Below are 26,528 nucleotides of genomic sequence, written 5' to 3'. Positions count from 1 at the left end.
TTTGCCACAGGCTTAATGCCGGCGGCTTAACGCTAATTGACGAAACCAGCGCGGCGTTAGCCTTCACGGCGACGTTTTTTTCCCAATCCGAGTATCATTCGCGACGGCCAAGGTTGCGATCGATCGCATTGCCAACGCGCCAAAGCGCCCTGGTTAACAGACGGTTAAAGGCGAGTCGTATCTTGATCACCGCGGAAGAAATTCTCGAGTTGCCCGCCACATCGCGCGTCGTTCCGGCGGCGCGCCTCCCGCTGCAAGTCGGCTCAACCACATCGGTTTCCGTCGTCATTCCGGCCAAGAACGTTGCGGCCTATGTCGGCGAAACCCTCGCCAGCGCACTGGCTCAGGCTGAGGTCAGCGAAGTGATCGTCGTGGACGACGGCTCGACCGACGACACTACCGCCATCGTCCGCGCCATTCGTGACCCGCGACTGCGCCTGATCACCAACGGCGCCGCTGGCGTATCGGCAGCGCGCAATCTCGGCGCGCACCATGCGAGCAGCCAATGGCTGCTCTTCCTCGATGCCGACGATCGCCTGCGGCCCGGCGCCGTCGCGGCGCTGCTGGCGGCTGCGCGTGGCGCGCCACGAGCGGTTCTCGTCTACGGCGACTACAACACGATCGACAGCGAGGGACGGCAGATCGGCCGACGGGATCTGCTGAAAGGACGCCGCAAACCGTCCGGCGACGTGCTGGCGCGGCTCGCGGCCGGCAACTTCATCGTCAATGGCGGCATTGCGCTGGCACGTGCAGAGGCTTTCCGCGCCATCGGCGGCTTCGACGTCTCGCTCAGATATTGCGAGGACTGGCACTGCTGGTGCCGTCTTGCCGCGATCGGCGAATTCGAATTTGCGCCGAACCTGCTGCTCGACTACCGCCTGCACACGGCCAACACCATGAACGCGGCGGTGCGGACGCCACAGGATTTCTTTCCGGCGATCGCGCGGGTGTTCGACGACGGGCTGATCATGGCGCGATTGCCAGCGGGCATGGCAGCCGGGCTGCGCCAGGCCGCCGAGGTTCATCTCGTCACGTATTCGGCGATGCAGGCGGTCCGCTTCGGCAGATATCGCCAGGCCTTCGCCTATCTCGGGATGGTCGGGCGCCGCTCGCTCAAGTCGCTGCCACGCTCCGCTGTCAGGGTCGCCCTCGCCTGCTTTGGTATTTAGCCCGCCGGCTCGGCGTCAGGACACGATCTTGGAGGCCTCGTAGGGCTTCGGCTCGATGCCGAACGCGGCGAGCAGCGAGCCGAGCGCGACCATCACGGGATGCATCGCGACGACGGCCTTCGACGATTTCAGCAAAGCGGCCGCGCGCACCAGCGACAGCGGCAACCTCCCGAGCATCTGCGCAAACACCCACACGTGCGCCGCCGCGCCCTGCGCGGCCTTGGCCTGCACGCGATAATTGATCGCGCCGATGCGCAGGCCTCGCTTCACGATCCAGCCGAAACTGGTGCGGCTTTGCGGCACCGTCTCGGTGATGACTGCCTCCGCCGTCCAGTGGAACGTCATGCCGGCATCGCGGCACCGCACGAAGAAATCGCAGTCACCGCCCCCGAGGAAGTTGAAGCGGGGGTCGAAGGCGGGACGGGCGAACCTCTCGAACGCCGCACGCGTGATCAGGCAATTGCCACAGCCGTAGATCAGGGGCACAGCGCCGCTGTAATCATAGGCGGGACAGAAAACGGGGTGGCGCGAAAGCCAGGGCATGCTGCGGTCCTCGAAGACCGGCAGCACCGGCCCGCCGACCACATCGGCGCCGGTCGCCTCCGCGGTGCGGACCATCAGCTCGAGCCAATCGGGCGAGGCGATCTCGTCGTCGTCGATCATCAGGAACCGGGTCGCGGCGGGAAACAGCGCCAGCGCCGTCTCGAACGCGGCGTTGATCGCCTGGACGTTGCCTTGCCGTTTCTCGACCAGGCAGACACCCTGAAGCCTGCCATCGGCGAGATATTCCGCTGCCACCGGCGCGCTTTCGCGCCGGACCGCATCGTTCTCGACCATGACGACGGCGAAGGAGCGCGGGGTGCGCTGGCTCGCGAGCGAGTCCAGCGTCAACCGCAGATGCTGCGGGCGGCGGAAGCAGGGGATGCAGACGACGATACCAACCGACAGGTCGATAATCCGGGAGCTGGCCGCGATCTCCCGGTTGGGATCGCGCACGGCATCCGAGATACGCGTGGCGGACAGGTCTGTCGGGATCAATGTCATGACGTTCTAGATGTCCGAGATAGATTGAAAAAGCCCTGCTTCGATCCAGAGGATCAGCGCCGTCCCGCGACGGCACATCGCCGCGGGACAGGCACGTCCCAAAATGAACGGCCGGTTTGAGCCTGGCGACGGCGCCACGCCGCCGATTTTCCGCCATCCATGCACTTAACTGCTTCCGGGTGTTTCTGCTGCGAAATCTTGCGCGCGTAATACTGCAATTCGCGGTCCGCCGTGCCGATGGCGGCTGGCGCGGACGATACCGTAGTTAACGCACATGCTCATTAACCTGACCGTAAGCACTGCGACGGGTGAAGCGTCGCGGCATCGGATTTCCTCTACGGGTACACGAGATTTTTCCTGTAAATTTAAGTCGAACAAGCGCGGTCGGAAAAAAATGAACAAGCCAGCCACGATCGATTTCGCGACAGCCACGGCGGTCCAAATTCCCCCGGCCATTGCACACACTCAGGCGCTGCACGATCTCGTCCCCGGTGAAGCCCGCGATAGCCTGCTCGCCGTTCACGACGTGCTGCGCCGAGAACTGCCGCAGGGCCAGCTCGCGACCTACGAAGCCGGAGGCGGCTCGTGCAGCGTACTGCCACCGGAATTGCTGAGCCGCAGCAAGGTCACCGTCGTCGACATCGACGAGGACCAGGTTCGCAACAACAGCTACGCGGACGAAGCGATCCTCGGCGACGTCCAGACCTACCGCTTCGAGCGCGGGACCTTCGATCTGGTGATCTGCTATAACGTGATCGAACATCTTCCCAATGTCGACGCCGCACTCCTGAATTTCCGCGATGCGCTCAAGCGCGGCGGGATGATCCTGATCGGCGCGCCAAATCCGCGTTCGCTGTCCGGGGTCGTCACCAAATACTCGCCGCACTGGTTCCACGTCTGGTTCTACCGGCACATTCGCGGCATCAAGGATGCCGGCTTGCCGGGCGAGCCGCCGTTCCCGACCTTCTTCCATCCCCTGGTGTCGCTGCCGAGGCTCCAAGCGTTCGCCGCCGCCAATGGCCTCGAGATGATCTACCGCCGTGAGGTCGAGAGCCCGCGCTATCCCGAGATGCGCCGGCGCAAGCCGCTGTTCGCAGCCCTGGTCGACGCCGGTGCCGCCATGCTCAACGCCGTGCTCCCGCGCGGGACCGACGTCCGCCGCGGCGATTATCACGTCATCCTGCGGAAAAGCTGACGGCCATGGTGCGCGCGCGGCCGATGGCAAGACCAGCGAACCCTCGCGGCCACGACGCACGCGGTAACGAACCGTTAATCTCTGAAGGACCGCGTCATCGCAAGCGTCACGACGACGCGTCGAAGAGTGGCATGCGCTTAAACGCTTTGTTTGCCATTTCGGTGAATAGTCCCTCAATGAGTATGGTTAATTTTCCCTGTTGCGTTGAGTGGGCACCTATATCTGAGGTGCGTGGCGTAGAGCGAAGAGTACCCCCTCAGCACGCGGCACTTGGAATGAAAGCTGGGGATCATGCTTGACTACAACCAGCCGATAGACCGGGCCAGACCGGAGGCTCCGCAGCAGCGGCCTCGGGCCGGCTTCAACGTGCTGGAGCTGGTCAATCTGCTCTGGCGGCGGAAGATCGCGATTGCCGTTGCCGCGCTGCTCGGTGCGACGCTTGCCGTCACCGTGGGCAAGAGCCTGGCGCCCCGCTACACCGCCACCGCCCAGCTCTATGTCGACCCGCGCGAGCTTCAGCTCGTCGATCGCGAGCTAACGCCTCGCGCGCAGGACGTCTCCGGCATGTCGATGGTGGTCGAGAGCCAGGCGCGCCTGATCACCTCCAACAGCGTGCTGCTCCAGGTGATCCAGCAGGCTGATCTGGACAAGGACCCCGAATTCGGCGGGGCCGATGGCAAAGGCGTGATGTCGTCGCTGCTCGGCCTGATCGGCCTTCAGCCCCACGCGCCCTCCGCCACGGAGAAAAAGGAAGTGCAGCTCGCCGCCCTCGAGGCGCTGAACCGGCACATCACGATCCGCAAGACCGAGAAGAGCTTCATTGTCGACATCGAGGTCTGGTCGACCGATCCGGCGAAAGCGGCGATGCTCGCCAACACGCTGACCAGCGCCTACCTCGCGGAATCCCGCAACTCGCAGGCCTCGGCCGCACGGCGCGCCACCAACGATCTCTCCGGCCGCCTGAAGGAGCTGCGCGAGCGGCTGCGCAACGCCGAGACCGTGCTTGCGACCTACAAGGCCCAGAACAATTTCGTCGGCACCCAGGATGCGCTGATCAGCGACCAGCAGCTTTCCGCCAGCAACCAGCGGCTTTCCGCCGCCCGCGCCGCGACGATGGACGCGCAGGCGCGCCTCGACCAGATCGAGGCGAGCCGACGCACCACGGCAGATGCAGGCGCAAACTCCGAGGCGCTGCAATCGCCGACCATTGCGAACCTGCGCGCGCAATATGCCGACGCGCGCAAGAAATATGCGGAGCAAGCCGGCGAGCTCGGCCCGCGTCATCCGGCGCTGCGCCAGACCGAGAAGCAGGTCGAGGATCTCAAGCGCACCATCAACGAAGAGATCGACCGCTTCGCCCAGTCCGCCAAGAACGATCTGACGCGCGCCCGCGACTTTGAAGCCTCGCTCAGCCGGGCGCTGGAGGCGCAGAAGCGGCAGAGCGTCCAGCTCAGCCAGGCCGCCGTGCGCCTGCGCGAGCTCGAGCGCGAGGCCGATGCCAGCCGTGACGTCTATCAATCCTTCCTCAAGCGCTCGCGCGAGACCGAGGAGCAGGAGACGCTGAACACCTCGGCGGCCCGGATCATCGGCGAAGCGACGGTGCCGCAACGGCGCTCGTTCCCGCCGGCGATGAGCCTGTTCGCCATGATCGGTTTCATCTTCGGCGCAATCGCTGCATCGAGCTGGTTCGTCGCGGCCGAACTGCTGTTCGCCGGTACGTTCGTGCCGGCACCGGCGCCGGCCCGTCCCAATCGTACTCCGTTGCCGCGAGCTCCAGAGCCTTCGCGGGCGGCGGAGACTGCCCGGCCCCAGCCGGTCTCGCGAGCCCCGGAAGTCGCGGAGGCACTGCCGGAACTCCCCGCCCCGCCGCTGCAACCTTCGATGGTCGAGAAGCCCCTGATCGAAAAGCCGCTGATCGCGCGCCTGCAGGAGGCCGACGTCATCCACACGCTCGGTGCCATTCTCGCCACCGGCGGCGGCATCGACCTCACTCGGCTGGGCTGGCCGACGCTGCGCCCCGGCTTTCCACTGACGACGCTGCTCAACGCCTGGCGCGACATGCGCGCTACGGCGGCCCGGCGCGCCGGCGGAAAGACAATGCCGATCATCGCGCTCGTCGGTGCCAGCGAGACCACCGGGCGCAGCGTGACGGCGCTGAATTTCGCGCTCGCGGCCGCGCGCGACGGCGCCCGGGTGCTGATGATCGACGCCGACCATCAGGCGCACTCGCTCTCGAACAAGGTCAACCGTCCCCGCAAGAGCGAGCCGAGCAAGGTCGGATGGCTTTCGATCGGCAGCAAGGCCGCACGCGAGATCAAGACACTCAACGGCATCTCGGTATTGCCGGCCGTCGAAGGCGACGCTGGCAAGGCCACTGACGCCATCCGCAAGGCCATCGAGCAGGCGCGCTCCGCCGGCGGCTATGACCTCGTGATCCTCGACGGCCCCACGGCGCCACTCACGGCCGGCAGCCGTAAGCTGCTCGATGATGCCGACGCGCTGGTGGCGGTGTTGCCGACCAGCCTCGACATCAACGACGGCCTGGAAGAGATATTGAGCACGCTCGGCCGCGCCGAGCGCAAGCTCGTCGGCGTCGTGCTCGACGAACTCACCCCCATGGCCCAAGCTCGCCAACGAGGCAGACAATATGCTTGAGCGCCGCATCAATCTCGATGGCCGGGCCGCAACCGCTGACGTGCCGCGGATCACCATCGGCGGCCTTCGCATGGCCGCGCTCGACCTGGAAGCGACCGCAGATTTCATGATCGAGGCGACCGATCCGCGCCATCGCATCGGCCGTCCGCTGCACCTGACCTCGGCCAATGGCGAGGTGCTGGCGCGGTGCTCGACCGAACCGGAGACCGAGCGCCTGTTCCGCGGCGCCGACCTCATCAACGCCGATGGTCAGCCGCTGGTGGCGGCGTCCAGGCTGCAATCCTGGTTTCCGCTGCCCGAGCGCGTCGCCACGACGGATCTGTTTCACGTCGTCGCGCGCAAGGCCGAAGCGGTCGGCCGCACCTTTTACATGTTCGGCGCGAGCGAGGACGAGAACGCCGCGGCGGTCGAGAACGTCCGGAAGATGTATCCAAACCTCAAGATCGTCGGCCATAGCCACGGGTATCTCCGTGGCGATGCGCTGCGCGCGAAGGTCGACGAGATCAACGCGCTAGCGCCGGATTATCTCTGGGTTGCGCTGGGCGTGCCAAACGAGCAGGCCTTCGTCGAGGAATTCACGCCGCATCTCACCAATGTCGGCGTCATCAAGACATCCGGCGGCCTGTTCAACTTCTTGTCGGGAAGCCGCGCCCGCGCGCCGCGATGGATGCAGAAGATCGGCCTGGAATGGGCCTGGCGCACCTTGCTCGAGCCCCGCCGGCTGTTCTGGCGCTATCTGACCACCAACCCTCGCGCGATCTATCTGCTGTTCAGCCGCAACGGGCCCTTCAATCGCTGAGTTGACAACGACATGACCGCAGCCGGTTATCAGCCCCGCCTGCGCTATTTCAACGCCAGCGGCGCCGGTATTGCGCCTTGCGGGTCGGGCTCATAAGCGGCTAAAGAGACTGTCACAGTCGGCGTCGGCAACTTTCCCGGCCGCCGCATGTTTCTGTATGGCCGTCGACACAATCGGCTCAGCCAATAGTGCGAGCCAGCTTTTCACAGCGAAGGCCACGATCGAGTCCGCGCATCGGCCTGCTTTCAGGCGCGACCCAAGGGAGCACGGAACGAATGCATCAGGCCGCAAGCCTGCAATTCGAGCGCATGATGGACGAGCTCGTCCTCTGGCATGCCGTGCCGGAGGACGAACGATCGCCGGCGCCGGCCTGGTGGTGGGGTCCGGCGATGGCGGTGCTCGATACGCACGAGCCGATGCGACAGGTGTGGTGTCGTGAGCTCGGCCTTGGCGACGGCTCGGGCTTTGCCGAAGGCGCGCATGTCCTTATCACGCTCTTCGCCGAACAAACCTCACTTCCGTGGCCGAATGATTTTCCGCGCAAGGCGGAAATCAAGGAAGACGACGTCCGCGAGCTGCACCCGCAGCCGTCAGACGACAGCGCTTTTCAACCGTAGCGCCGCGGCCGCGGTGGCGGCATGGTCCGGCTCCGGCTGGAGCGGCGGCGCGTAGGGCGGCACCATCGGCCGCAGCAGCTCGGCCATCTGCCGCGCCGGAACGGGCTTGGAGATCAGGAAACCTTGCATCTCGTCACAGCCATGGGCGCGCAGGAAGGTCTCCTGCTCGACGTTCTCGACACCTTCCGCCACCACGGTCATGCCGAGCGCCTTGCCCATGCTGATGATCGCCTGCGCGATCGCCTGATCCTCCGCATCCTGCGGCAAGTCACGCACGAAGGAGCGGTCGATCTTGATGGTGTCGATCGGGAAATGCTTCATCAGCGACATCGACGAATAACCGGTCCCGAAATCGTCGATCGCCAGGCGAATGCCGCGGCTCTGGATGGCGTCGAGCACCTTGATCGCACGTCCGACGTTGCGCATCATCATGCTCTCGGTGACTTCGAGCTGGAGCAGAACCGGCGACATGCCGCTTGCAGCGAGCGCCTCGTCGATGTCCTGCAAGAGATGCTCGTCGACAAACTGGCGCGGCGACAGGTTCACCGCCATCGACACCGGTAATAGGCCCCGTCGCTGCCAGGCCATGGCCTGAGCGCAGGCCTCCTTCATTACCCAGCGGCCGATCGGCACAATCAGTCCGGTTTCCTCCGCCAGCGGGATGAACTGCGCCGGTGAGATATTGCCGAGATCGGGATGCGTCCAGCGCAGCAGGGCTTCCACGCCCGTGATCTGGCCGGTCACCACGTCCACCTTGGGCTGGTAGTTCAAAGTGAACTGATCCCGCTCCAGTGCCCGGCGCAGCGCGCTCTCCAGCGACAGCCGCTCGATCGACTGCGTGTTCACTTCCTTGGAGAAGAAGCGATAGCCGTTCTTGCCGTCCTCCTTGGCGAGATACATCGCCATGTCGGCGTTTTTTGTCAGCGTCAGCGCGTCGGCACCGTTGGCCGGATACATCGCAATGCCGATGGAGGCGGTGGTGTGGCACTCGTGGCCGGCCAACTCCATCGGCTTCGCGAGCACGCTGAGCAGTTCCGTCGCGATGCGCTGGACGTCGTCGATCTCGCCGCACTGGTCCAGGATCACCACGAACTCGTCGCCTCCGAGGCGCGCCACCACGTCGCTCGCTCGCAGCGCGCTGCGCAGTCGGTCGGCGACCTCGAGCAGGAGCAAATCGCCCGCCTCGTGGCCGAGCGAATCGTTGATGACCTTGAACCGGTCGAGATCGATGAACAGCACCGCGAAACGATGGTCATGGCGCTCCGCCGCATCGATTGCCGCGCGCAACATGGCACTGAATGTCTCGCGGTTAGGCAGGTTGGTCAGGCTGTCATAGGAGGCGAGATACTCGATCCGTTCGTCGGCCTTGTTCTTCTCGTCGGCGCGATCGAAATTCTCCATCGCGAAGGAGACGTTTTCGGCGAGACGCTGTAGCAGCTCGACGAACTCGTCGGTAAAGGCGGCAGGCTCCGTCGACATGTAGATCATGACGCCAACCGCCTGGTCGTGGGCGACCAGCGGGAATGCCGCGCCCGAGCGCGCGCCGTCGTCGCGGACGATGGCGTGGAAGGCGCGGACGCGATCGTCGTTGAGATAGTCGTTGCTGATGCATGGCTGGCGCGTGCGGAAAGCCGTGCCGCTCATCCCGCGGCCTTCCGGGCGATCGGGATCGATGGAGAGGCGGACGGTGCGGGTGGTGTCGGACGAAGGCCCGGCGCTGGCGACGATTTCCAGTTGGTCGCTGTCGGCGCTCGCGAGCGCGATGGTGGTCGAGGTGAATTTTGCGCCATTGGAGGCGGCAAGGCAGACGAGGTCGAACAGTTCGGCGCGCGACTTCGCTCGCATGATCGCCTCGTTGGTGGCGCTCAGCGCCGCAAACATGCGCGTCAGGCGTTCCTTCTGCGCCTCGGTGCGGGCCTTCTCCTCGGCACGATCGAAATTATCGAGGGCGAAAGAGACGTTTTCAGCCAGGCGACCAAGCAGCTCGACCAGATCGGGTGTAAACGTATTCTCTTCCGGTGCGAGGAAAAGCAGGATGCCAATAGGCTCTTGGCCGCCCCGCAGCAGTGGGAAGCTGGCAGCAGCCCGGGTTCCATCCTCGATCGCCTTGGTATGCCAGTGCACCGATCGCGGATCATTCAGATAATCGTTGATGACGCTGGCCCGGCGGGTCCGCAGCGACATCCCTATGATCCCTTGGCCCTCAGGATGGTCGGCTGAAACACAGCAGGTGCGTCCCACCATTCGTTCCTGAAGGCGTCCCTTGACGGCGACCACCCGGACAAGTTCACGTCTGTCGTCCATAATCCCGATTGTCGCGGAGGCGAACACCCCGCCCAGCACGGCGGCCTGGCACGCGACCTCGAACAGCTCCTCGCGCGTCTTGGCGCGCATGATGGCTTCGTTGGTCGCGCTCAGCGCCTCAAACATGCCACTCAGGCGATCACGCTGCTTGTCGGCCCGCGCTTTTTCGTCGGCCCGATCGAAATTCTCGAGCGCGAAGGCGACGTTGGCCTGGAGCTTGCGCAGCAGCTCGACGAATTCGTCCGTGAAAGTGCCGCGCTCGCGCGAGTTGAACAGGAATACGCCTTCGACCCTATCGCCGTTGAACAGTGGCAGCGCGGTCGAAGACGCAATGCCGTTGTGACGCGCGCTGGTGTGCCAGGGCTCGAGGCGGGCGTCGGCCAGAATGTCGTTGCTGATGCAAGGCTGCCGCGTCCGGAACGCAGTGCCGGTCAGCCCACGTCCCTCCGGCACCTTGTCGCTGACCGGCAATCTGAAGGTTCGTACCTCAGCGGCGTTCGGTCCAAAGGATGCGACAACGCGAAGCAGTCCCGCGTCGGCGTCGAGCAACGCGATCGAGGTCGAGGCGAACTTCGCGCCCTGCACCGTGGCTTCGCAAACCAGATCAAACAGTTCGCTGCGGGACCTTGCCCGCAGAATGGCCTCGTTCGTCGCGCTTAGCGCCGCGTACATGCGCGCCAGCCGTTCCTCCTCCAGGGCGATCTGGGCCTTCTCCTTGTCGCGGTCAAAGTTCTCGAGCGCAAAGCATACGGTTTCGGTCATGCGTAGCAACAGTGCGACGATGCCTTCGTCTTTCGCCCAGGCTTTGCTCACGAAGAAAAACAGCACGCCGATGCTGGTGCCGCGCTTGATCAAGGGAGCAGCCACGCAGGCGACGGCGCCGGCATTGACGTTGGCCTGCTCCCAGGTCGTCCCCTTGGTGCGATTGACGAGGTCCTCCTCGACGATCGCTTTCTGGGTCCGGAACACCTCACCGGAGATGCCCTTGCCGTAGGGACTCTCCGGATCAATCGAGTAGCGCGACTGTCTGATCAGATCCAGATTACGTCCGGTCGCTGCCACCGGCGTCAGCCATTCGGACTCCGGCTCGTGCAGCAGAACGAAAGTGCCAAGCGACTTGCCGCTATACACAGCGGCGTCGCAGACTCGCTGGTACAGATCCTGCTCGGTGCTGGCGTGAAGGATTGCTTCATTCGTCGCAGTGAGGGCGCCGAACATGCGGTTGAGCCGCCGCACTGCCCGCTCGCCATCCAGCCGCGCCGTCTCGCGCGCGAAATTCTCCAGCGCATGTGAGATATTGGTCGACATCCGCTCGAACAGCGAGACCATCGCCTCGTCGAGCGTACCTGCCCCCGAGCGCGTCACATACAACACCCCGATACTGCGACCGCCGCAGATCAGGGGGAGCGCCGCGGCTGCGCCGACACCCGCCCCGGCCGCGCCCTCGCGCCACGCGAGCGAGCGAGGATCGTTCAGGTAATCGTTGCTGATGCAGATCCCCTGGCTGCGAAAGGCTTCGCCGCCGACGCCCGATCCCTCCGGCGTACCGGCCTCCGTGGTGATCTCGATCGCACGCAGCCGCGCCACGTCATCGCCGCAGCCGGCCGCAAACCGCAGCCGCTGGCCATCCGGCTCCGCCAGGAAGACGGCGACGGCCATGAAGTCCCCACTCGAAAACCCGGCGTCGCAGACCTTCTGGTACAGCTCGTCCGGCGACTTCGCGTAAAGGATGGCTTCGTTGATGTCGCTCAACGCTGCGAGTGTGCGCGCGAGGGTCGTCTGCACGATCTCAACTCCCCAGCATTTCTGCCATTTTCTCCCGGGTAGCTTTATGAAGGCGATGGCCTAAGTGGGGGTTATTGGTTCCCGCAAACCGTCGATCAAAGTGAACGAGCTGCAAACAGCTGTCGCGAAACTGTCAAAAGTCGCTGTACTGGATGGCGGTTTCGGCCAAAGACGCGCTCCCTTTACGAATTTGCAGCCCTGTATTGGTTTACGGGAGATTGATATCGCATCTGTGCTTTGAGACGATGCCCTCAAGAACCAGAGCCCGCCAAGGGCGAGACCTGAGGAAACGCCATGCCGATCGTCCGGGCCGACCGCCTCACGCGCATCAGCGCCGCGCTGCTTCGTGCCGCCGGGGCTTCCGAGGAAGAGGCCGACGCGGTCGCAGGCGGCTGCGTCAACGCCAATCTCGCCGGCCACGACTCCCACGGCGTGATCGCCATTCCCACCTATGTCGACCGGATCAAGGCCGGCCACATCGTGCCCGGCGCCAAATGGACCATCGTGCAGGAATCGCCGACGACGACCGTAATCGACGGTCAGTGGGGGTTTGGCTTCCACGTCAACGCCAAGGCGATGGCGTTGACGATCGAGAAAGCGAAGACGGCGAATGTCGCCGCCTGCACCGTGTTCCGGCAAAGCCATGTCGGCCGCCTCGCCGCCTATCCGTTGATGGCGATGCGCGAAGGGATGATCGGGATTGCAACGGCGGATTCCGGCCGCTCGCCGAAGCACGTGGCGCCGTTCGGCGGCAGGGAGGCACGGCTCGGCACCAATCCGATCTCGATCGCGGTGCCGTCCGATCTCGATGCGCCGTTCTACCTGGACATGGCGACCTCTGCGGTCGCGGCCGGCAAGATCCAGCTCGCGGTCGCCCGCGGCGAGGAGATCCCGCCGGGGTGGATCATCGACGCCGAGGGACGACACACCACCGATCCGACCCAATACCGCAAGGGCGGCGCGCTGCTGCCGCTCGGCGGCACCGAGGGCTACAAGGGCAGCGGCCTCGCCGCCATGGTCGAGGTGCTGTGCGGCCTGCTCACCGGCCTCGGTTTCGGCGTCGAGCCCACGGGCCGGCACAATGACGGCTGCTTCATGGCCGTGTTCAAAGTCGCCGCGTTTCGCCCGCTGCACGACTTCAAGCGCGAGGTCGCCGAGTTCGCGCACTATCTCAAATCGACCCCGCCCTCCGAGGGCAGCAAGGGCGTGTTCTATCCCGGCGAGATCGAGGGCGTGCGCGAGCAGCAGCGCCTGCGCGACGGCATCGAGATCGAGGATGCCACCTGGGAAAAGCTGCGCGCGCTGGCGCGCGAGTACAGGCTCGATACGGTCCTCGACCTGGCCTGACGGATTTCGGCCTGACGCAATTCGGAGAACAGCAGCATGACGCGGCAGATGGTACTGGTCGGCTTCCTTCAGGCGCAGAACTGCACGAATTTGCCGAGCTCGTGGCGTCATCCGGACTCGCGCGACGATTCGATGTCGGCGGACTATTATCAGGAGATCGCTAAAATCCTCGAAGCCGGCAAGTTCCACATGGCCTTCTTCGACGACCGGCTGGCGATGCCGGACCGCTACGGCAACGATCACGCCCACACCGTCGAATACGGCATCCGCTGCGTGAAGATGGATCCCCTGATCGTGCTGACGACGATGGGCATGGTTACGGAGAAGCTCGGGTTGGGGGCGACCGGCTCGACAACTTATTTCGAGCCCTTCGACATCGCCCGCCGCTTCGCAACGCTCGACCTGATGTCGGGCGGACGGGCCGGGTGGAACGTCGTCACCTCGCTCAATGACGGCGAGGCACACAACATGGGGCGGGACACTCATCCCGAACATGATTCCCGCTACGACCGCGCCGACGAATTCATGGAGATCGTGCTCGGCCACTGGGATACCTGGGAAGACGGCGCGCTCATCATGGACAAAAAGAGCGGCCGCTTCGCCGATCCAGCCAAGGTGAAGCGGCTCGATCACAAGGGCCCATTCTACAAGTCGCGCGGTCCCTTCACGGTGCCGCGCTCTGATCAGGGCCATCCCGTGATCATCCAGGCCGGCGCGTCCGGCCGCGGCCAGCGCTTTGCCGGACGGTGGGGCGAGGTGATCTTCACCGCTGCACGCAATCTCGCCGCCGCCAAGGAAGGCTATGCGTCGGTGCGTAACGAGGCCGCGAAAGCCGGCCGCGATCCGGAGGCGATGTTTCTCTGCAACCTGACGACACCGGTTTGCGCCGCGACCAAAGCCGAGGCCGAAGACAAGATGGCGCTGATCAACAAGCTGCCGCTGCAGATCGACGCGCTGTCGCTGCTGGCCGAAGCGCTCAACTACGATTTCGCCTCCAAGAATCTCGACGAGCCGCTGACGACGGAAGAATTGAAGAGCATGCAGGGCATTCTGGGCATCCGCGACGGCGTGCTCAAGAACTCCGGCAAGAGCAATCCGAGCGCGCGCGACTTCGTCACCTTCTCCGGCCGCGGTCAGGTCCAGGATGCGATGGTTGGCGGCCCCAAGGAGATCGCGGACAAGCTCGAAGAAATGTTCGTCGAACGCGGCTGCGACGGGTTCGTCATCGCCGCGACCTATGTGCCCGGCTCCTATGCCGATTTCGTGCAACATATCGTACCGGAATTGCAGCGGCGCGGATTGTTCCAGAAGGAATATCGCGGCAAGACGCTGCGTGAAAATCTCGGGCTCAAGCGGCCGGCTGCCGGCGACTGGAAAGTGCAGCCGCGCGATGCCGCGGAATAACAACGGAGACACGGCATGCGCTGGCTGAAATTCACCGCCGCGGACAAGACGTCCTGGGGAATCGCCGAGGGTGACCAGGTCATCGCGATCGAGGGCGATCCCTTCGGCGAATGGCAACGCACCTCGCGCACGCATCCGCTGTCGCAGGTCAGAATCGACCTGCCGCTGATTCCGCGCACCTTCTACTGCGTCGGCTTGAATTACCTCAAGCATCTGAAGGAAGCCGCCGACAAGCGCGGCGAAGTGCCTGCTGTCCCCGACCGCCCCGAGATCGGCTATCGCGCGCAAAACGCGCTGATTGCGCATGACGAGGACGTGGTGATTCCGTCCTTTGCTACGGACAAGATCCACTACGAAGGCGAACTCGTCGTCGTCATCGGCAAGAAGGTCAAGCACCTGACCAAACAGAATGCGATGGATTGCGTCTTCGGCTACACCATCGGCAACGACGTCAGCGAGCGCAGCTGGCAGAAGGCCGACCGCAGCCTGTGGCGCTCGAAGAACGCCGACACGTTCAAGCCGATGGGCCCGTGGATCGAGACCGAAGCCGACCTCGACAAGATGGAAACGATCGTCCGGGTCAACGGCAAGGAAACCAACCGCTTCCACACCAACGACATGATCTTTGGCGTGGTGCCGTTCCTGGTCGAGCTGACCAAATACTTTACGTTATGGCCCGGCGACGTGATCTGGATGGGCACGGACGGAGCCTCGCCTGATATCAAGCACGGGGACGTCGTGGAGATCGACATCACCGGCATCGGAACGTTGCGGAACAGGTTCGTGCGGGAGGAGCGGTAGCTCACGTTGCACCAACAGTGTCGTCCCGACGAAGCGCTGCCCTCAAAACGGCAGCGCCACGCCCGTCTTGATCTCTTTCAGCACCACGTTGCTTCTCACATAGCGAATGCCGGGAATGCGGAACATGAAGTCGTCGAGGAATCTGTTGTAGGCCGCCATGTCCTGCACGACGACGCGCAAATGGTAATCGGCATCGCCCGTGGTCGCAAAGCACTCCAACACCTCACGCCGCGTGGTCACCCGCGCGACGAACTCGTCGACGAATTTTGCGTCGTGCCGTTCCAACGAGACGTGGAGGATCGCGGACATCGCAAAGCCGGCCTGCTCGCGCGCGACGAGGGCCGCATAGCCCTGGATGGCACCGCGCTCCTCCAGCGCGCGCACCCGGCGCCAGCACGCCGACGTCGACATGCCGACCGCGTCGGCGAGCTGCTGGTTGGTGGCGCGGCCGTCCTTCTGGAGATAGGCGAGAATCCGCGCGTCTTGGTCTTCGATCATGATAAGCACCAAAATGGATTAATCTACCGCTTTGTAAATTATCTCGGGTACTCCTACCACAATGGATGTTCTATTCGGGAAAATAGGTAGGACCTACCAGTCGCCCAGGCCTACCCTTCTCCCATGGCAAGGATGCCGCGGGAGGCCCGCATGGACGCCATTTCGTCACTCGACGCCTACGAGCTTTCCGACCGCTACGATCGCGAAGTGGGCCGCGTCTTCCTTACAGGCACGCAGGCCATCGTCCGCATTGCGCTCGACCAGGTGCGGCGCGACCGTGCCGCGGGGCTGAACACGGCGGGCTTCATTTCGGGCTATCGCGGTTCGCCGCTCGGCGGCATCGACCTCGAACTGTGGCGCATCCAGGAACGACTGAAGCGGGACCACATCGAATTCCTCCCGGCAGTGAACGAAGACCTTGCCGCAACCGCCGTGCTCGGCTCGCAACAGGTCGAGACGCAAGCCGACCGCGCGGTCGATGGTGTGTTCGGGCTCTGGTACGGCAAAGGCCCCGGCGTTGATCGCTCCGGCGATGCGCTGAAACACGGCAACGCCTACGGCTCCTCGCCGCATGGCGGCGTGCTGGTGGTCGCCGGCGACGACCATGGCTGCGTCTCGTCCTCGATGCCGCACCAGTCCGACGTGGCCTTCATGAGCTGGTTCATGCCGACGCTCCACCCCGCAAGCGTCAGCGAGTATCTGGAATTCGGCGAATATGGCTACGCCCTGAGCCGCTTCACCGGCATGTGGGTCGGCTTCAAGGCGATCTCGGAGATCGTGGAATCCGGCGCCTCCGTCGCGCTGCGGGCGCAGCGCGCCTTCCACATGCCGGACTTCACGCCGCCGCCCGGCGGCTTGCACTATCGCTGGCCCGATCTGCCCGGCCCGCAGATCGAGGAGCGGTTGGAGGCGAAGAAGCACGCGGTCTACGCCTTCGCCAAGGCCAATCCGATCGACCGTCACATCTACGACATCCCGGGCGCCACCTACGGCATCGTCACCACGGGCAAGGCGCATCTCGATCTGATGGAAGCGCTGCGGCTGATGGGTCTCGAGGAAGCAGCCTGCCGCAGTATCGGCATCGACATCTACAAGGTCGGAATGGTCTGGCCGCTGGCGCTGCATGACGCGATGGCGTTCGTGAAGGGCAAGCGCGAGATCCTCGTGGTCGAGGAGAAGCGCGGCATCATCGAAAGCCAGTTCAAGGAATATTTTTACGATTATCCGGGCGAAAAACCCGATCGCATGGTCGGAAAGCACGACGAAACCGGCGCGCGGCTGATCTCCTGGATCGGCGAATTGTCGCCGCGAGCGCTCGCTGGGGTGCTCGCACGCCGTCTCGATCCGATCTTCCCGGGCCTCAATCTCGCCGCGCGCGCAGCCGGCTTGATGCCTGAGGCCGCGCGCACGATCAACGTCTCTGGTGCGACGCGCACGCCCTATTTCTGCTCGGGATGCCCGCACAATACATCGACAAAGGTGCCCGAGGGATCGAAGGCGCTGGCCGGCATCGGCTGCCATTTCATGGCGAGCTGGATGGACCGCGAGACATCGTCCCTGATCCAGATGGGCGGCGAAGGCGTGAACTGGGCCGCCTCGTCACGCTTCACCGGCAACAAGCACGTTTTCCAGAATCTCGGCGAAGGCACCTATTATCATTCGGGCTCGATGGCGATCCGGCAGGCGATCGCGGCCAAAGCCAACATCACCTACAAGATCCTGTTCAACGATGCCGTCGCGATGACCGGCGGCCAACCCGTCGACGGCCCGATCAGCGTCCACGCCATCGCGCACAGCGTCCGCGCCGAGGGCGTTGCGCGCATCGCGCTGGTGTCGGACGATCCAGCGCTATTTTCGCCCGGCGACTTGCCGGTCGGCGTGTCCATCCATCCGCGCGAAGAGATGGACAATGTGCAGCGCGAGCTGCGCGAAATCTCGGGCGTCTCGGTGCTGATCTATCAGCAGACCTGCGCGACAGAGAAACGGCGTCGCCGCAAGCGTGGACAAATGGCCGACCCCAAACGCTTCGCCTATATCAACGATCTCGTCTGCGAAGGCTGCGGCGACTGCTCGGTTGAATCCAACTGCCTCAGCGTGGAGCCCAAGGAGACGCCGTTCGGCCGGAAGCGCCGGATCAATCTCTCATCCTGCAACAAGGACTTCTCCTGCCTCAACGGGTTCTGCCCGAGCTTCGTCACCGTCGAGGGCGCGACGCGCCGGAAAAAGGGCGCGAGCCGGATCAACCCGGTCGGCCACGCGGCCACGCTTCCGCTGCCCGCGCCCGCACCGCTCGACCGTCCCTATGATCTGCTCGTCACCGGCGTCGGTGGCACCGGCGTGATCACGGTCGGCGCGCTGATCGGCATGGCGGCGCATCTCGAACGAAACGGCGTCTCGGTGCTGGATTTTACCGGCTTTGCGCAGAAATTCGGGCCGGTGCTGAGCTACATCCGATTGGCTGCATCCCCCGACGCGTTGCATCAGGTCCGCATCGACCAGGGCGCGGCCGATGCGCTGATCGGCTGCGACCTCGTCGTCAGCTCCTCGCCAAAGGCATCCGGCACCTATCGGAAAGGCACGCGCGCCGCGGTCAACACCGCCGAGATGCCGACCGGCGACGTCGTCCGCTTCCGCGACGCAGATCTCGCCTCACCTGCCCGCCTGCGCGCGATCGGCCAGGTGATCGGCGACGGCAATCTCGACACCATCAACGCCAACGTGCTGGCCGAGCGCCTGCTCGGCGATGCCGTCTATGCCAACATCGTCATGCTGGGCTTTGCCTGGCAGCACGGACTGCTGCCGGTTTCGCTGTCGGCGCTGTTGCGCGCGATCGAGCTCAACGGCGTCGCGGTAGAACGCAACAAGCAGGCTTTCGCCTGGGGCCGGATTGCAGCGGCCGATCCCAACTTCTTGCCAAAGATGGACGACGCGCCCAAGGCAGAGACGCTCGACCAGCTGATCGACCGCCGCGCCGACTTCCTCACGGCCTATCAGAACGATGCGTATGCAACGCGCTATCGAGCACTCGTTGCAAACCTTCGCAAGGCCGAAGCCAAACTGAATAGCGGAGCATTGACCGAAGCGGTCGCGCGCGCGCTGTTCAAGCTGATGGCCTACAAGGACGAATACGAGGTGGCACGGCTGCACATGCAGAGCGGCTTCCTCGACGAATTGAAAGGCGAATTCGAAGGCGACTTCAGCATCCAATATCACCTCGCCCCGCCGTTCCTGCCGTCGAAGCGCGACGCTCGCGGACGTCCGCGCAAGCGCGCCTTCGGGCGATGGATCCAGATGCCGCTTGCCACGCTGGCGCGATTGAAAGGATTGCGCGGGACGCCGTTCGACCCGTTCGGCTACACGGCGGAACGGCGCGCGGAGCGGGAACTGATCACCTGGTACGACGGCGTCATCAGACGGCTGCTCGGCGGGCTCGACGCGGCGCATCTGCCAAGTCTGGTCGCCATTGCAAAAGCGCCGATGGATATCCGGGGCTACGGGCCGGTTAAGGACGCCGCGATCGGGAAGGTAAAGGCCGAGGTCGAGCGGCTGTTCGCCGAGCTCGACGCGCCATCACCTGCAAAGATGCGCGCCTACGGTTGACGGGGTGCCGACGAAGCTTCAGCCTCTGGAGCCGAGGCGCGCCCTGATGGCGCTCCTGCAACGGGGTGACGCCTCATGGATTTCGACCAGTTGACCCTGACCCAGGCTGTGGCCGACCTCCGCGCCGGAAAAATCACGAGCACCGCACTCACGACGGAAGCTCTCGCCCGCGCCACGGCCAATGCCGATCTGAATGCCTTCGTCACCCTGGACGAGGCCGGCGCCCTGAAAGCTGCGGCCGCATTCGACGCGAACGACAACAAGGACAACAAGGACAAGCCGCTCGGCGGCGTTCCCATCGTGATCAAGGACAATATCGAGGTCGCAGGACTCCCCTGCAGCGCGGGAACGCCAGCGCTGAAAAATTACGTTCCGAGGGCCGACGCGCCGGTGGTCGCAAAGCTGCGCGCGGCGGGCGCGGTCATCATCGGCAAAACCAGCATGCACGAGCTCGCCTTCGGCATCTCCGGCTACAACACCGCATTCAAGACCGGCGCGGAGTTCGGCGTGCGCAACGCCTATGACCGCGCCCTGATCGCCGGCGGCTCCTCCTCCGGAACGGGCGCCGCGATCGGCGCACGGATCGTCGCGGGCGGGCTCGGCACCGACACTGGCGGATCGGTCAGGGTTCCCGCCGCGCTGAATGGATGTGCCTCGCTCCGCCCGACGGTCGGACGCTATCCGCAGGCTGGCATCGCGCCAATCTCGCACACCCGCGACACCGCGGGTCCGATGGCAGCGACCGCGGCGGATGTCGCGCTGCTCGACCGCGTCATTGCAGGTGGCGATGCCGTTCAGGCGGCCGATCTGAGGCTGGTGCGGATCGGCATCGTAAAGACGATGCTGAGCAATCTCGACGCCGACACCGACGCCGCATTCCAGGCAGCCCTCACGAAAATGAAGACGCAGGGCATCACGATCGTTGAGATCGAGATGCCGCATCTGGCCGAACTCAACGTCCAGGTCGGCTTTCCCGTCGCGCTGTACGAGGCCTATGACGACATGGTGGCCTATCTGGCGCATAGCGGCACCGGCATCACCATTGACGCACTGGCGCGGGAGATCGCGAGCCCCGACGTCAAGGGCACCTATGACGGCCTCGTGATCCCGCGCAAGCTGCCAGGTCCAGACAATACGCTGGTCGATGCCGAGCCGATCTATGACGCGGCCATCAGGTCCGCGCGACCCGCCCTGCAGGCGCTCTACGGCAAGACCTTTGCGGACAACCGGCTCGATGCCATCGCCTTCCCGACCACGCCGCGTATCGCCATTGCCTCCAATCCCGATTCCAGCAGCCTGGAGAATTTCGCCCTGTTCATCCAGAACACCGATCCCGGCAGCAATGCCGGCATTCCCGGCATCCAGATTCCGATCGCGCTCGGCGCCCGGAGCAAACTGCCGATCGGGCTTGAATTGGACGGCCCCGCGGGCAGCGATCGCGGCCTGCTTGCGATCGGCATGGCACTCGACGCCGTGTTCGAGCGATTGCCGCCGCCGCGCCAATCATGAATACGGATTGATCAGCTTCTGCTGCTCGGCGCTGTGATGCACGAGCATGTCGATGAAAGTCCTGACCTTCGCCGACAGATGATGCCGGTGCGGATAGACGGCGTTCATCGACATCTCGACCGGCCGGTACTCGGGCAGCAGGCGAACGAGCCGACCGGCTTCGAGATCGTCCCGAACGAGAAAACCCGCCATCAGGCAGACGGCAGCGCCTTCCAGCGCCACCTTCCGCAAGGCCTCACCGCTGTTGGTGATGAAGCTGCCGGAAATCCGTACCGATGCGGGCGCGCCCTTGCGATCGAAAAAGCGCCAATCGTCGCCGAAGGGATAGTTCAAATGGCGCCCGCAATTGTGCGCCGTGAGCTCATCGAGCTTCTGCACGCGACCGTGCTTGTCGAGATAATCGTGCGAGCAGCACAGCACGTGACGCCAGGTGGCAAGGCTGCGGACGATCAGGCTCGAATCCGGCGGCGCGGTCATGCGCAGGGCAACGTCGTAGCCTTCTTCGATGAGGTCGATGTCCGCTTCGCCCATGCGCAGATCGATCTTGAGCTCTGGATAGGCCGACAGGAGCTTCGCCACCACGGGCGCGACGAACGGCACCATGTGCGTGGCGACGTGGATCCGCAGCGTCCCGCGCGGTACCGACTGCAATTCGCTCGCAATGTCGTCGGCCTGTTCGATATCGGCGAGGATCTGGATGCAGCGGTCGTAGTAGGCCTTGCCGATCTCGGTGAGATTGACCTTACGCGTGGTGCGCTGAAGCAGCCTCACCCCGAGCCGGTCTTCCAGCGCCTGAACGTGATTGCTCACCATCGTGGTCGACATGTTGAGCTTGCGGGCTGCTGCAGAGAAGCCGCCGGTCTCGACCACCCGGCTAAAGACTTCGAGGCTCGTCAATCGGTCCATGCCGACTGATTATCCGCTCTTGGTCGATAATCGCAAGGAATTCTGTCCGATTATCCGTCAGATTAGCTCGCGCGCGGATGGCGGATGGGTTAGCCGCAATCCCGCGACAGAGGCGGCAATCGCTCTGGGGCAGTCGCACCTCCGGCTCGGTAGACCATACGCGAAGGCGGGATTCCCGGACTATCCACTCTCAGCGGATAATCCTTCCGGTATTTCGCCGATTATCGATCGCGCGAAGAAGACCGATAGTCTCAGCCACCCGACAGGAGACTGCCATGTCCGAGATGCCCCGCACCGAAAACTTCCAGCAAGCGACTGAGGTACTGCAAGCTTCACCGCCGGTGCCGGTTCGTGGTCCGACCCGGAATATGGTTCGACGGGCGGCGTTGGCGCTCGCGTTCCTCGCGGGCACAGCAGCGATTGTCCATTACGGACACGACTACTGGGTCAACGGCCGTTATCTCGAGACAACCGACGACGCCTATGTGAAGGCCGACTCCACGATCGTCGCGCCAAAAGTCTCGGGCTACATCGCCAAGGTGCTGGTCAGCGACAACGAAAAGGTCAAAGCGGGCCATCTGCTGGCGAAGATCGACGACCGCGACTTCAAGGCAGCGCTCGACCAGGCCCGCGCCGATGTCGCTGCGGCGGAAGCGTCGGTGCGCAACCTCGACGCCCAGCTCGAACTCCAGCAGCCGATCATCGAGCAGAGCACGGCCGATGTCGCTGCTGCGGACGCGAATCTGAAATTTGCGCAGGAGGAGCGCGCCCGCTACGACGATTTGATGAAGTCGGGCTCAGGCACGATTCAGCGCGCACAACAGACTGACGCCGCGTTGCGCGCCAGCAACGCGCAACTGCAACATGCCAGGTCGGGCCTCGTGGCCGCGCAACGCAAGATCGACGTGCTCACCACCCAGCGCGCGCAGGCGACAGCCCAGCTCGAGCACGCGCGCGCGGTCGCGGAGCAGGCGACCCTGAATCTCTCCTACACCGAGATTACCGCGCCGGTCGACGGCACGGTTGGCGCCCGCTCACTGCGCGTGGGACAGTTCGTGCAGGCCGGCACGCAATTGATGGCGGTGGTGCCGCTCGATGCAGTCTATGTCGTGGCGAATTTCAAGGAGACGCAGCTCACTCATGTCCGCGCCGGCCAACCGGTCGAGCTGCACGTCGACAGTTTTCGCAATCAGACCCTTCGCGGCCATGTCGACAGCCTGTCGCCGGCGAGCGGCCTTGAATTCGCACTGCTGCCGCCCGACAACGCCACCGGCAATTTCACCAAGATCGTGCAACGGGTGCCGGTGAAGATCGTGCTCGACGACCACAGCCTGACCGGGCTGCTGCGCCCCGGCATGTCCGCGGCGCCGACTATCGACACCAAACAGGCCGTCATGGCCGAGCGCGAGACGGCCAAGCGCCTCGCCGATAATGCGGCGCGACCCAACGGAGGCTAAAGGCCGGCTCCGGCAGCAATATCAAGTACTGCCGGATGATCCTTCCCACGCTTCCGCGATGATCGAAGCCATCCGCCTGATGCATCCTGTCTCCGTACCCGAGACGAGGCCCTTCATGAGCACGCTCCAACCCGCCCTGAACGCCGCTTCCGCCGCCAGCCTTCCTGCTCCGGCCGCGGCCGCCACGCCGGTGGTTTCCACCAAGACCTGGATTGCCGTGATCGGCGCGACACTCGGCGCCTTCATGGCGGTGCTGAACATCCAGATCGTCAATGCCTCGCTCGCCGACATCCAGGGCGCGATCGGCGCCGGCATCGACGATGGCGGCTGGATCTCGACCTCTTATCTGATCGCGGAGATCGTGGTCATCCCGCTCTCGGGCTGGCTGGCGCAGGTGTTCTCGATCCGCATTTATCTGCTCACCAACGCGGTCCTGTTCCTGGTCCTGTCGGCCGCCTGTGCGCTGGCGCAGGACCTGCCGCAGATGATCGTGCTGCGGGCGGTGCAAGGGTTTACCGGCGGCGTGCTGATTCCGATGGCGTTCACGCTCATCATCACATTGCTGCCGCGCGGAAAGCAGCCGGTCGGCCTTGCGCTGTTCGCGCTGTCGGCGACGTTCGCGCCCGCGATCGGCCCGACCATCGGCGGCTATCTCACCGAAAATTTTGGCTGGCAGTACATCTTCTACGTCAATGTCGTCCCGGGCGGGATCATGGTCGGCATGCTCTGGTACGCGCTCGATGCAAAGCCCATGAAGCTTGGGCTGCTGCGCGACGGCGACTGGGCCGGCATCATCGCCATGGCGATCGGACTGTCGGCGCTGCAGACCGTGCTTGAGGAAGGCAACAAGGACGACTGGTTCGGCTCGCCCTTCATCGTCAAGCTGTCCGTCATCGCGGCCGTGGCGCTGACCGCCTTCCTGATCATCGAGCTCACCGTGAAGAAGCCGCTCCTCAACCTGCGCCTGCTGGTCCGCCGCAATTTCGGCTTCGGCATGCTCGCGAATTTCCTGCTGGGAATCGCGCTCTACGGCTCGGTGTTCATCCTGCCGCAATATCTGGCCCGCATCCAAGGCTACAATGCCGAGCAGATCGGCATGGTGCTGGCATGGACCGGCCTGCCGCAGCTCTTGCTGATCCCGCTGGTGCCGCGCTTGATGCAGAAGCTCGATGCGCGGCTCATCATCGGCGTCGGCTTCGTCCTGTTCGCGGCCTCCAACTTCATGAACATCTACATGACCGGCAACTATGCCGCCGATCAATTGCTCTGGCCCAATGTGGTTCGTGCGATCGGCCAGGCGCTGGTGATGGCGCCGCTGTCTGCGGTGGCGACCTCGGGCATCGAACCGGAGAACGCGGGCTCGGCCTCCGGCCTGTTCAACATGATGCGCAATCTCGGTGGCGCCGTCGGCATCGCGCTGTTGCAGACCCTGCTGACCAAGCGCGAGCAGTATCACTCCAACGTGCTGATGCAGTCGGTCTCGCTGTTCGAGCAGGCGACGCGGACGCGGCTGGAACAGCTCACCCAATACTTCGTCAATCACGGCATTCTCGAACGGGCGGACGCGTTGCATCGCGCCTATGTTGCGATCGGCCATATCGTGCAGAAGCAGGCCTATATCTTCGCCTTCAGCGACACCTTTTATCTGCTCGGCGTGGCACTGATCGTCGCGCTGATCGCCACCCTCTTCCTGAAGAAGGCCGGCCCCGCCTCGGCCGGCGGCGCCCACTGACATCACCCCAGCAAGCAAGGAGAACGACCATGAAACCCCGCATGAATTTCTACCAGGCCGCACCCGACACGATGAAGGCGCTGATGGCGCTGGAAGAGCAGATCCAGTCGACCGGCCTCGAGAAATCGCTGATCGAGCTCGTCAAGATCTGCGACGCGCGGATCAACGGCTGTGCCTTCTGCATCAACATGCACACCGAGGACGCCCGCAAGCGCGGCGAGACCGAGCAACGCATCTATCTACTCAGCGCCTGGCGCGAATCGCCGCTCTACACCGACCGCGAGCGCGCGGCGCTGGCCTGGACCGAATCAGTGACGCTGATCTCCGAGACGCACGCGCCTGATGACATCTACGAGCAGGTCCGCGCGCAATTCTCCGATGCGGAGACGGTGAACCTGACCATGCTGATCGGCGCCATCAATGCCTGGAACAGAATCGCGATCGCGTTCCGTGCGGTTCACCCGGTGAAGGTGAAGGCGTCGGTGGCGTAAGATGTTCTTCGCTGTCATGCCCCGCGCAGGCGGGGCATCCAGTATTCCAGAGACAGCGAGATTAATCACCGCCCGCGCGGCGGACTGGATCGCCCGCCTTCGCGGGCGGTGACACCGAGTGCGCCGCTTAAACCGCCGTCGCTTTGGCGAACTCCACGTAGATCTCGCGCAGCCGCGCGGCAAGCGGGCCGGGCTTGCCGTCGCCGACCTTCTTGCCGTCGATCGCAACCACCGGCTGGACGAACAGCGACGCCGAGGTGGCGAAGGCTTCCTTGGCGGCGAGCGCCTCGGCGACCGTGAAGGAACGCTCCTCGACGCGGAGCTGACGCTCTTCCGCCAGCGCCACCACCGCCTTGCGGGTGCAGCCCGGCAGGATCGCGTTGGAGTTCTTGCGGGTCACGATGACGTCGTCCTGGGTCAGGATGAACGCCGAGGACGAGCCGCCTTCGGTGACGTAGCCGTCTTCCAGCATCCAGGCCTCGCCCGCACCGGCTTCGGCCGCGGCCTGCTTTGCCAGCACTTGCGCGAGGAGTGCCACGCTCTTGATGTCGCGCCGCTCCCAGCGGATGTCGGGCACGGTGATCACGTTGATGCCGGTCTTGGCCGAGGCGGCGTTGATGATGTCCTTCTCCGACGTGAACATTACCAGGCTCGACTTGACGTCGCCCTTGGGGAAGGCGAAGTCGCGGCCCTTGTCGGCGCCGCGGGTGACCTGGAGATAGACGAGGCCGTTCTCGACCTTGTTGCGCGCGATCAGCTCCTTCTGGAGCTCGGTGATGCGCTCGACCGTCTCGGGCAGCTTCAGCTGGATCTCGCCGACCGAGCGCTCCAGCCGCGTCAGATGCGAGGCATTGTCGATCAGCTTGCCGTCGAGCACGGCCGAGACCTCGTAGATGCCGTCGGCAAACAGGAACCCGCGATCGAGCACCGAAATTTTGGCGTCCGAGAGCGGGACGAATGAGCCGTTGACATAGGCGATCGGATCCAAGGCAGGTCTCCTGGCGGGAAGAGAGATTTGGTGCGGTTATACGGGATTTGGCGACGCCCTGAAACCCGCCTTCGGCGCATCCCGGAATAACGCGAGAATTAATGCGACAGGATCTTCGACAAGAACTTCTGCGCGCGGTCGCTGCGGGGCTTGCCGAAGAAATCGTCCTTCGGGGCGTCCTCGACGATCTCGCCGCGGTCCATGAAGATCACGCGGTTGGCAACCTT

At 64.3% G+C, this 26,528-nt stretch carries 18 protein-coding genes and 1 pseudogene; 13 read left to right on the top strand and 6 right to left on the bottom strand.

The genetic code is table 11. The features are described from left to right. Positions 1 to 182 precede the first annotated feature (182 nt). The gene (locus IVB47_RS18520; RefSeq protein WP_247463215.1) at positions 183 to 1,169 is read left to right on the top strand and encodes a glycosyltransferase; all 987 of its coding nucleotides are present in this window, start codon (positions 183 to 185) and stop codon (positions 1,167 to 1,169) included. A gap of 15 nt (positions 1,170 to 1,184) precedes the next feature. Here IVB47_RS18520 and IVB47_RS18515 read toward each other — a convergent pair whose 3' ends face one another. Further along, the gene (locus IVB47_RS18515) at positions 1,185 to 2,213 is read right to left on the bottom strand and encodes a glycosyltransferase (RefSeq protein ID WP_247463047.1); all 1,029 of its coding nucleotides are present in this window, start codon (positions 2,211 to 2,213) and stop codon (positions 1,185 to 1,187) included. A gap of 394 nt (positions 2,214 to 2,607) precedes the next feature. Here IVB47_RS18515 and IVB47_RS18510 point away from each other — a divergent pair, with 394 nt between their 5' ends. From IVB47_RS18510 to IVB47_RS18495, 4 genes are all read left to right on the top strand, one after another. Further along, complete coding sequence (locus IVB47_RS18510) at positions 2,608 to 3,408, top strand: methyltransferase (protein ID WP_247463045.1); 801 nt, start codon at positions 2,608 to 2,610, stop codon at positions 3,406 to 3,408. 291 nt (positions 3,409 to 3,699) lie between these two features. Further along, on the top strand, positions 3,700 to 6,063 hold the full coding sequence (locus IVB47_RS18505) for a Wzz/FepE/Etk N-terminal domain-containing protein (RefSeq protein ID WP_247463043.1): 2,364 nt from the start codon (positions 3,700 to 3,702) through the stop codon (positions 6,061 to 6,063). Then, positions 6,056 to 6,862 carry a WecB/TagA/CpsF family glycosyltransferase gene (locus IVB47_RS18500; protein WP_027565472.1) on the top strand — a complete coding sequence of 269 codons (807 nt, stop codon included), beginning with the start codon at positions 6,056 to 6,058 and terminating at the stop codon, positions 6,860 to 6,862. The genes IVB47_RS18505 and IVB47_RS18500 overlap by 8 nt, the downstream gene beginning before the upstream one ends. Positions 6,863 to 7,137: 275 nt before the next feature. Further along, positions 7,138 to 7,479, top strand: coding sequence for a hypothetical protein (locus tag IVB47_RS18495; protein WP_247463041.1), 342 nt, complete (start codon positions 7,138 to 7,140; stop codon positions 7,477 to 7,479). Here the strand turns inward: IVB47_RS18495 and IVB47_RS18490 are convergent. Then, positions 7,453 to 11,568 (bottom strand): GAF domain-containing protein, encoded by a 4,116-nt coding sequence (locus IVB47_RS18490; protein WP_247463040.1) that lies wholly within the window; start codon positions 11,566 to 11,568, stop codon positions 7,453 to 7,455. The genes IVB47_RS18495 and IVB47_RS18490 overlap by 27 nt on opposite strands. A 294-nt stretch (positions 11,569 to 11,862) precedes the next feature. Between IVB47_RS18490 and IVB47_RS18485 the strand changes: the two genes are divergently transcribed. The 3 genes from IVB47_RS18485 to IVB47_RS18475 are packed head-to-tail and all read left to right on the top strand — an operon-like array spanning position 11,863 to position 15,120. Next, the gene (locus IVB47_RS18485; RefSeq protein WP_247463037.1) at positions 11,863 to 12,915 is read left to right on the top strand and encodes an Ldh family oxidoreductase; all 1,053 of its coding nucleotides are present in this window, start codon (positions 11,863 to 11,865) and stop codon (positions 12,913 to 12,915) included. 36 nt (positions 12,916 to 12,951) lie between these two features. Beyond that, complete coding sequence (locus IVB47_RS18480; RefSeq protein ID WP_247463036.1) at positions 12,952 to 14,319, top strand: LLM class flavin-dependent oxidoreductase; 1,368 nt, start codon at positions 12,952 to 12,954, stop codon at positions 14,317 to 14,319. Positions 14,320 to 14,334: 15 nt separating this feature from the next. After that, positions 14,335 to 15,120, top strand: a complete 786-nt coding sequence (locus IVB47_RS18475) for a fumarylacetoacetate hydrolase family protein (RefSeq protein ID WP_247463034.1) — start codon at positions 14,335 to 14,337, stop codon at positions 15,118 to 15,120. 42 nt (positions 15,121 to 15,162) lie between these two features. Here IVB47_RS18475 and IVB47_RS18470 read toward each other — a convergent pair whose 3' ends face one another. After that, positions 15,163 to 15,618, bottom strand: a complete 456-nt coding sequence (locus IVB47_RS18470) for an Lrp/AsnC family transcriptional regulator (protein WP_027565478.1) — start codon at positions 15,616 to 15,618, stop codon at positions 15,163 to 15,165. A 150-nt stretch (positions 15,619 to 15,768) separates the two neighbouring features. Between IVB47_RS18470 and IVB47_RS18465 the strand changes: the two genes are divergently transcribed. Together IVB47_RS18465 and iaaH are read left to right on the top strand one after the other, a co-directional pair. Next, positions 15,769 to 19,218, top strand: coding sequence for an indolepyruvate ferredoxin oxidoreductase family protein (locus tag IVB47_RS18465; protein WP_247463032.1), 3,450 nt, complete (start codon positions 15,769 to 15,771; stop codon positions 19,216 to 19,218). A 75-nt stretch (positions 19,219 to 19,293) separates the two neighbouring features. Beyond that, on the top strand, positions 19,294 to 20,727 hold the full coding sequence (iaaH, locus tag IVB47_RS18460) for an indoleacetamide hydrolase (protein ID WP_247463030.1): 1,434 nt from the start codon (positions 19,294 to 19,296) through the stop codon (positions 20,725 to 20,727). Here the strand turns inward: iaaH and IVB47_RS18455 are convergent. Next, a complete protein-coding gene (locus IVB47_RS18455; protein ID WP_027565481.1) occupies positions 20,722 to 21,633 on the bottom strand; it encodes a LysR family transcriptional regulator in 912 nt (303 codons plus the stop codon). The two genes, iaaH and IVB47_RS18455, sit on opposite strands and share 6 nt — an antisense overlap. A 275-nt stretch (positions 21,634 to 21,908) precedes the next feature. Here IVB47_RS18455 and IVB47_RS18450 point away from each other — a divergent pair, with 275 nt between their 5' ends. The 3 genes from IVB47_RS18450 (at position 21,909) to IVB47_RS18440 (ending at position 25,313) form a co-directional block, all read left to right on the top strand. Continuing rightward, positions 21,909 to 23,090, top strand: coding sequence for an HlyD family secretion protein (locus IVB47_RS18450; protein WP_247463029.1), 1,182 nt, complete (start codon positions 21,909 to 21,911; stop codon positions 23,088 to 23,090). Positions 23,091 to 23,205: 115 nt separating this feature from the next. After that, the gene (locus IVB47_RS18445; RefSeq protein WP_247463027.1) at positions 23,206 to 24,822 is read left to right on the top strand and encodes an MDR family MFS transporter; all 1,617 of its coding nucleotides are present in this window, start codon (positions 23,206 to 23,208) and stop codon (positions 24,820 to 24,822) included. A 29-nt stretch (positions 24,823 to 24,851) separates the two neighbouring features. Further along, positions 24,852 to 25,313 carry a carboxymuconolactone decarboxylase family protein gene (locus tag IVB47_RS18440; protein ID WP_247463025.1) on the top strand — a complete coding sequence of 154 codons (462 nt, stop codon included), beginning with the start codon at positions 24,852 to 24,854 and terminating at the stop codon, positions 25,311 to 25,313. Between the two features lie 127 nt (positions 25,314 to 25,440). Here the strand turns inward: IVB47_RS18440 and IVB47_RS18435 are convergent, their stop codons facing one another. Beyond that, a complete protein-coding gene (locus IVB47_RS18435; RefSeq protein WP_027565485.1) occupies positions 25,441 to 26,301 on the bottom strand; it encodes a D-amino-acid transaminase in 861 nt (286 codons plus the stop codon). 98 nt (positions 26,302 to 26,399) lie between these two features. Beyond that, positions 26,400 to 26,528 (bottom strand): annotated as a pseudogene (locus tag IVB47_RS18430) (amino acid ABC transporter ATP-binding protein); the annotation flags it as partial.

Origin of the sequence: Bradyrhizobium sp. 62 (assembly GCF_023073035.1) — a bacterium.
Taxonomy (GTDB): domain Bacteria; phylum Pseudomonadota; class Alphaproteobacteria; order Rhizobiales; family Xanthobacteraceae; genus Bradyrhizobium.
The sequence above is the reverse complement of the archived record's forward strand: the minus strand, read 5'-3'. Positions and strand labels throughout refer to the sequence as shown.

Excerpts from the sequence above, each read along its gene's own strand:
- IVB47_RS18505 (WP_247463043.1), top strand. The coding sequence starts at position 3,700 with ATGCTTGACTACAACCAGCCGATAGACCGGGCCAGACCGGAGGCTCCG.
- IVB47_RS18465 (WP_247463032.1), top strand. The coding sequence starts at position 15,769 with ATGGACGCCATTTCGTCACTCGACGCCTACGAGCTTTCCGACCGCTAC.
- IVB47_RS18440 (WP_247463025.1), top strand. The coding sequence starts at position 24,852 with ATGAAACCCCGCATGAATTTCTACCAGGCCGCACCCGACACGATGAAG.
- IVB47_RS18450 (WP_247463029.1), top strand. The coding sequence starts at position 21,909 with ATGTCCGAGATGCCCCGCACCGAAAACTTCCAGCAAGCGACTGAGGTA.
- IVB47_RS18475 (WP_247463034.1), top strand. The coding sequence starts at position 14,335 with ATGCGCTGGCTGAAATTCACCGCCGCGGACAAGACGTCCTGGGGAATC.
- IVB47_RS18495 (WP_247463041.1), top strand. The coding sequence starts at position 7,138 with ATGCATCAGGCCGCAAGCCTGCAATTCGAGCGCATGATGGACGAGCTC.
- IVB47_RS18500 (WP_027565472.1), top strand. The coding sequence starts at position 6,056 with ATGCTTGAGCGCCGCATCAATCTCGATGGCCGGGCCGCAACCGCTGAC.
- IVB47_RS18455 (WP_027565481.1), bottom strand. The coding sequence starts at position 21,633 with ATGGACCGATTGACGAGCCTCGAAGTCTTTAGCCGGGTGGTCGAGACC.
- IVB47_RS18445 (WP_247463027.1), top strand. The coding sequence starts at position 23,206 with ATGAGCACGCTCCAACCCGCCCTGAACGCCGCTTCCGCCGCCAGCCTT.
- IVB47_RS18480 (WP_247463036.1), top strand. The coding sequence starts at position 12,952 with ATGACGCGGCAGATGGTACTGGTCGGCTTCCTTCAGGCGCAGAACTGC.
- iaaH (WP_247463030.1), top strand. The coding sequence starts at position 19,294 with ATGGATTTCGACCAGTTGACCCTGACCCAGGCTGTGGCCGACCTCCGC.
- IVB47_RS18515 (WP_247463047.1), bottom strand. The coding sequence starts at position 2,213 with ATGACATTGATCCCGACAGACCTGTCCGCCACGCGTATCTCGGATGCC.
- IVB47_RS18510 (WP_247463045.1), top strand. The coding sequence starts at position 2,608 with ATGAACAAGCCAGCCACGATCGATTTCGCGACAGCCACGGCGGTCCAA.
- IVB47_RS18485 (WP_247463037.1), top strand. The coding sequence starts at position 11,863 with ATGCCGATCGTCCGGGCCGACCGCCTCACGCGCATCAGCGCCGCGCTG.
- IVB47_RS18470 (WP_027565478.1), bottom strand. The coding sequence starts at position 15,618 with ATGATCGAAGACCAAGACGCGCGGATTCTCGCCTATCTCCAGAAGGAC.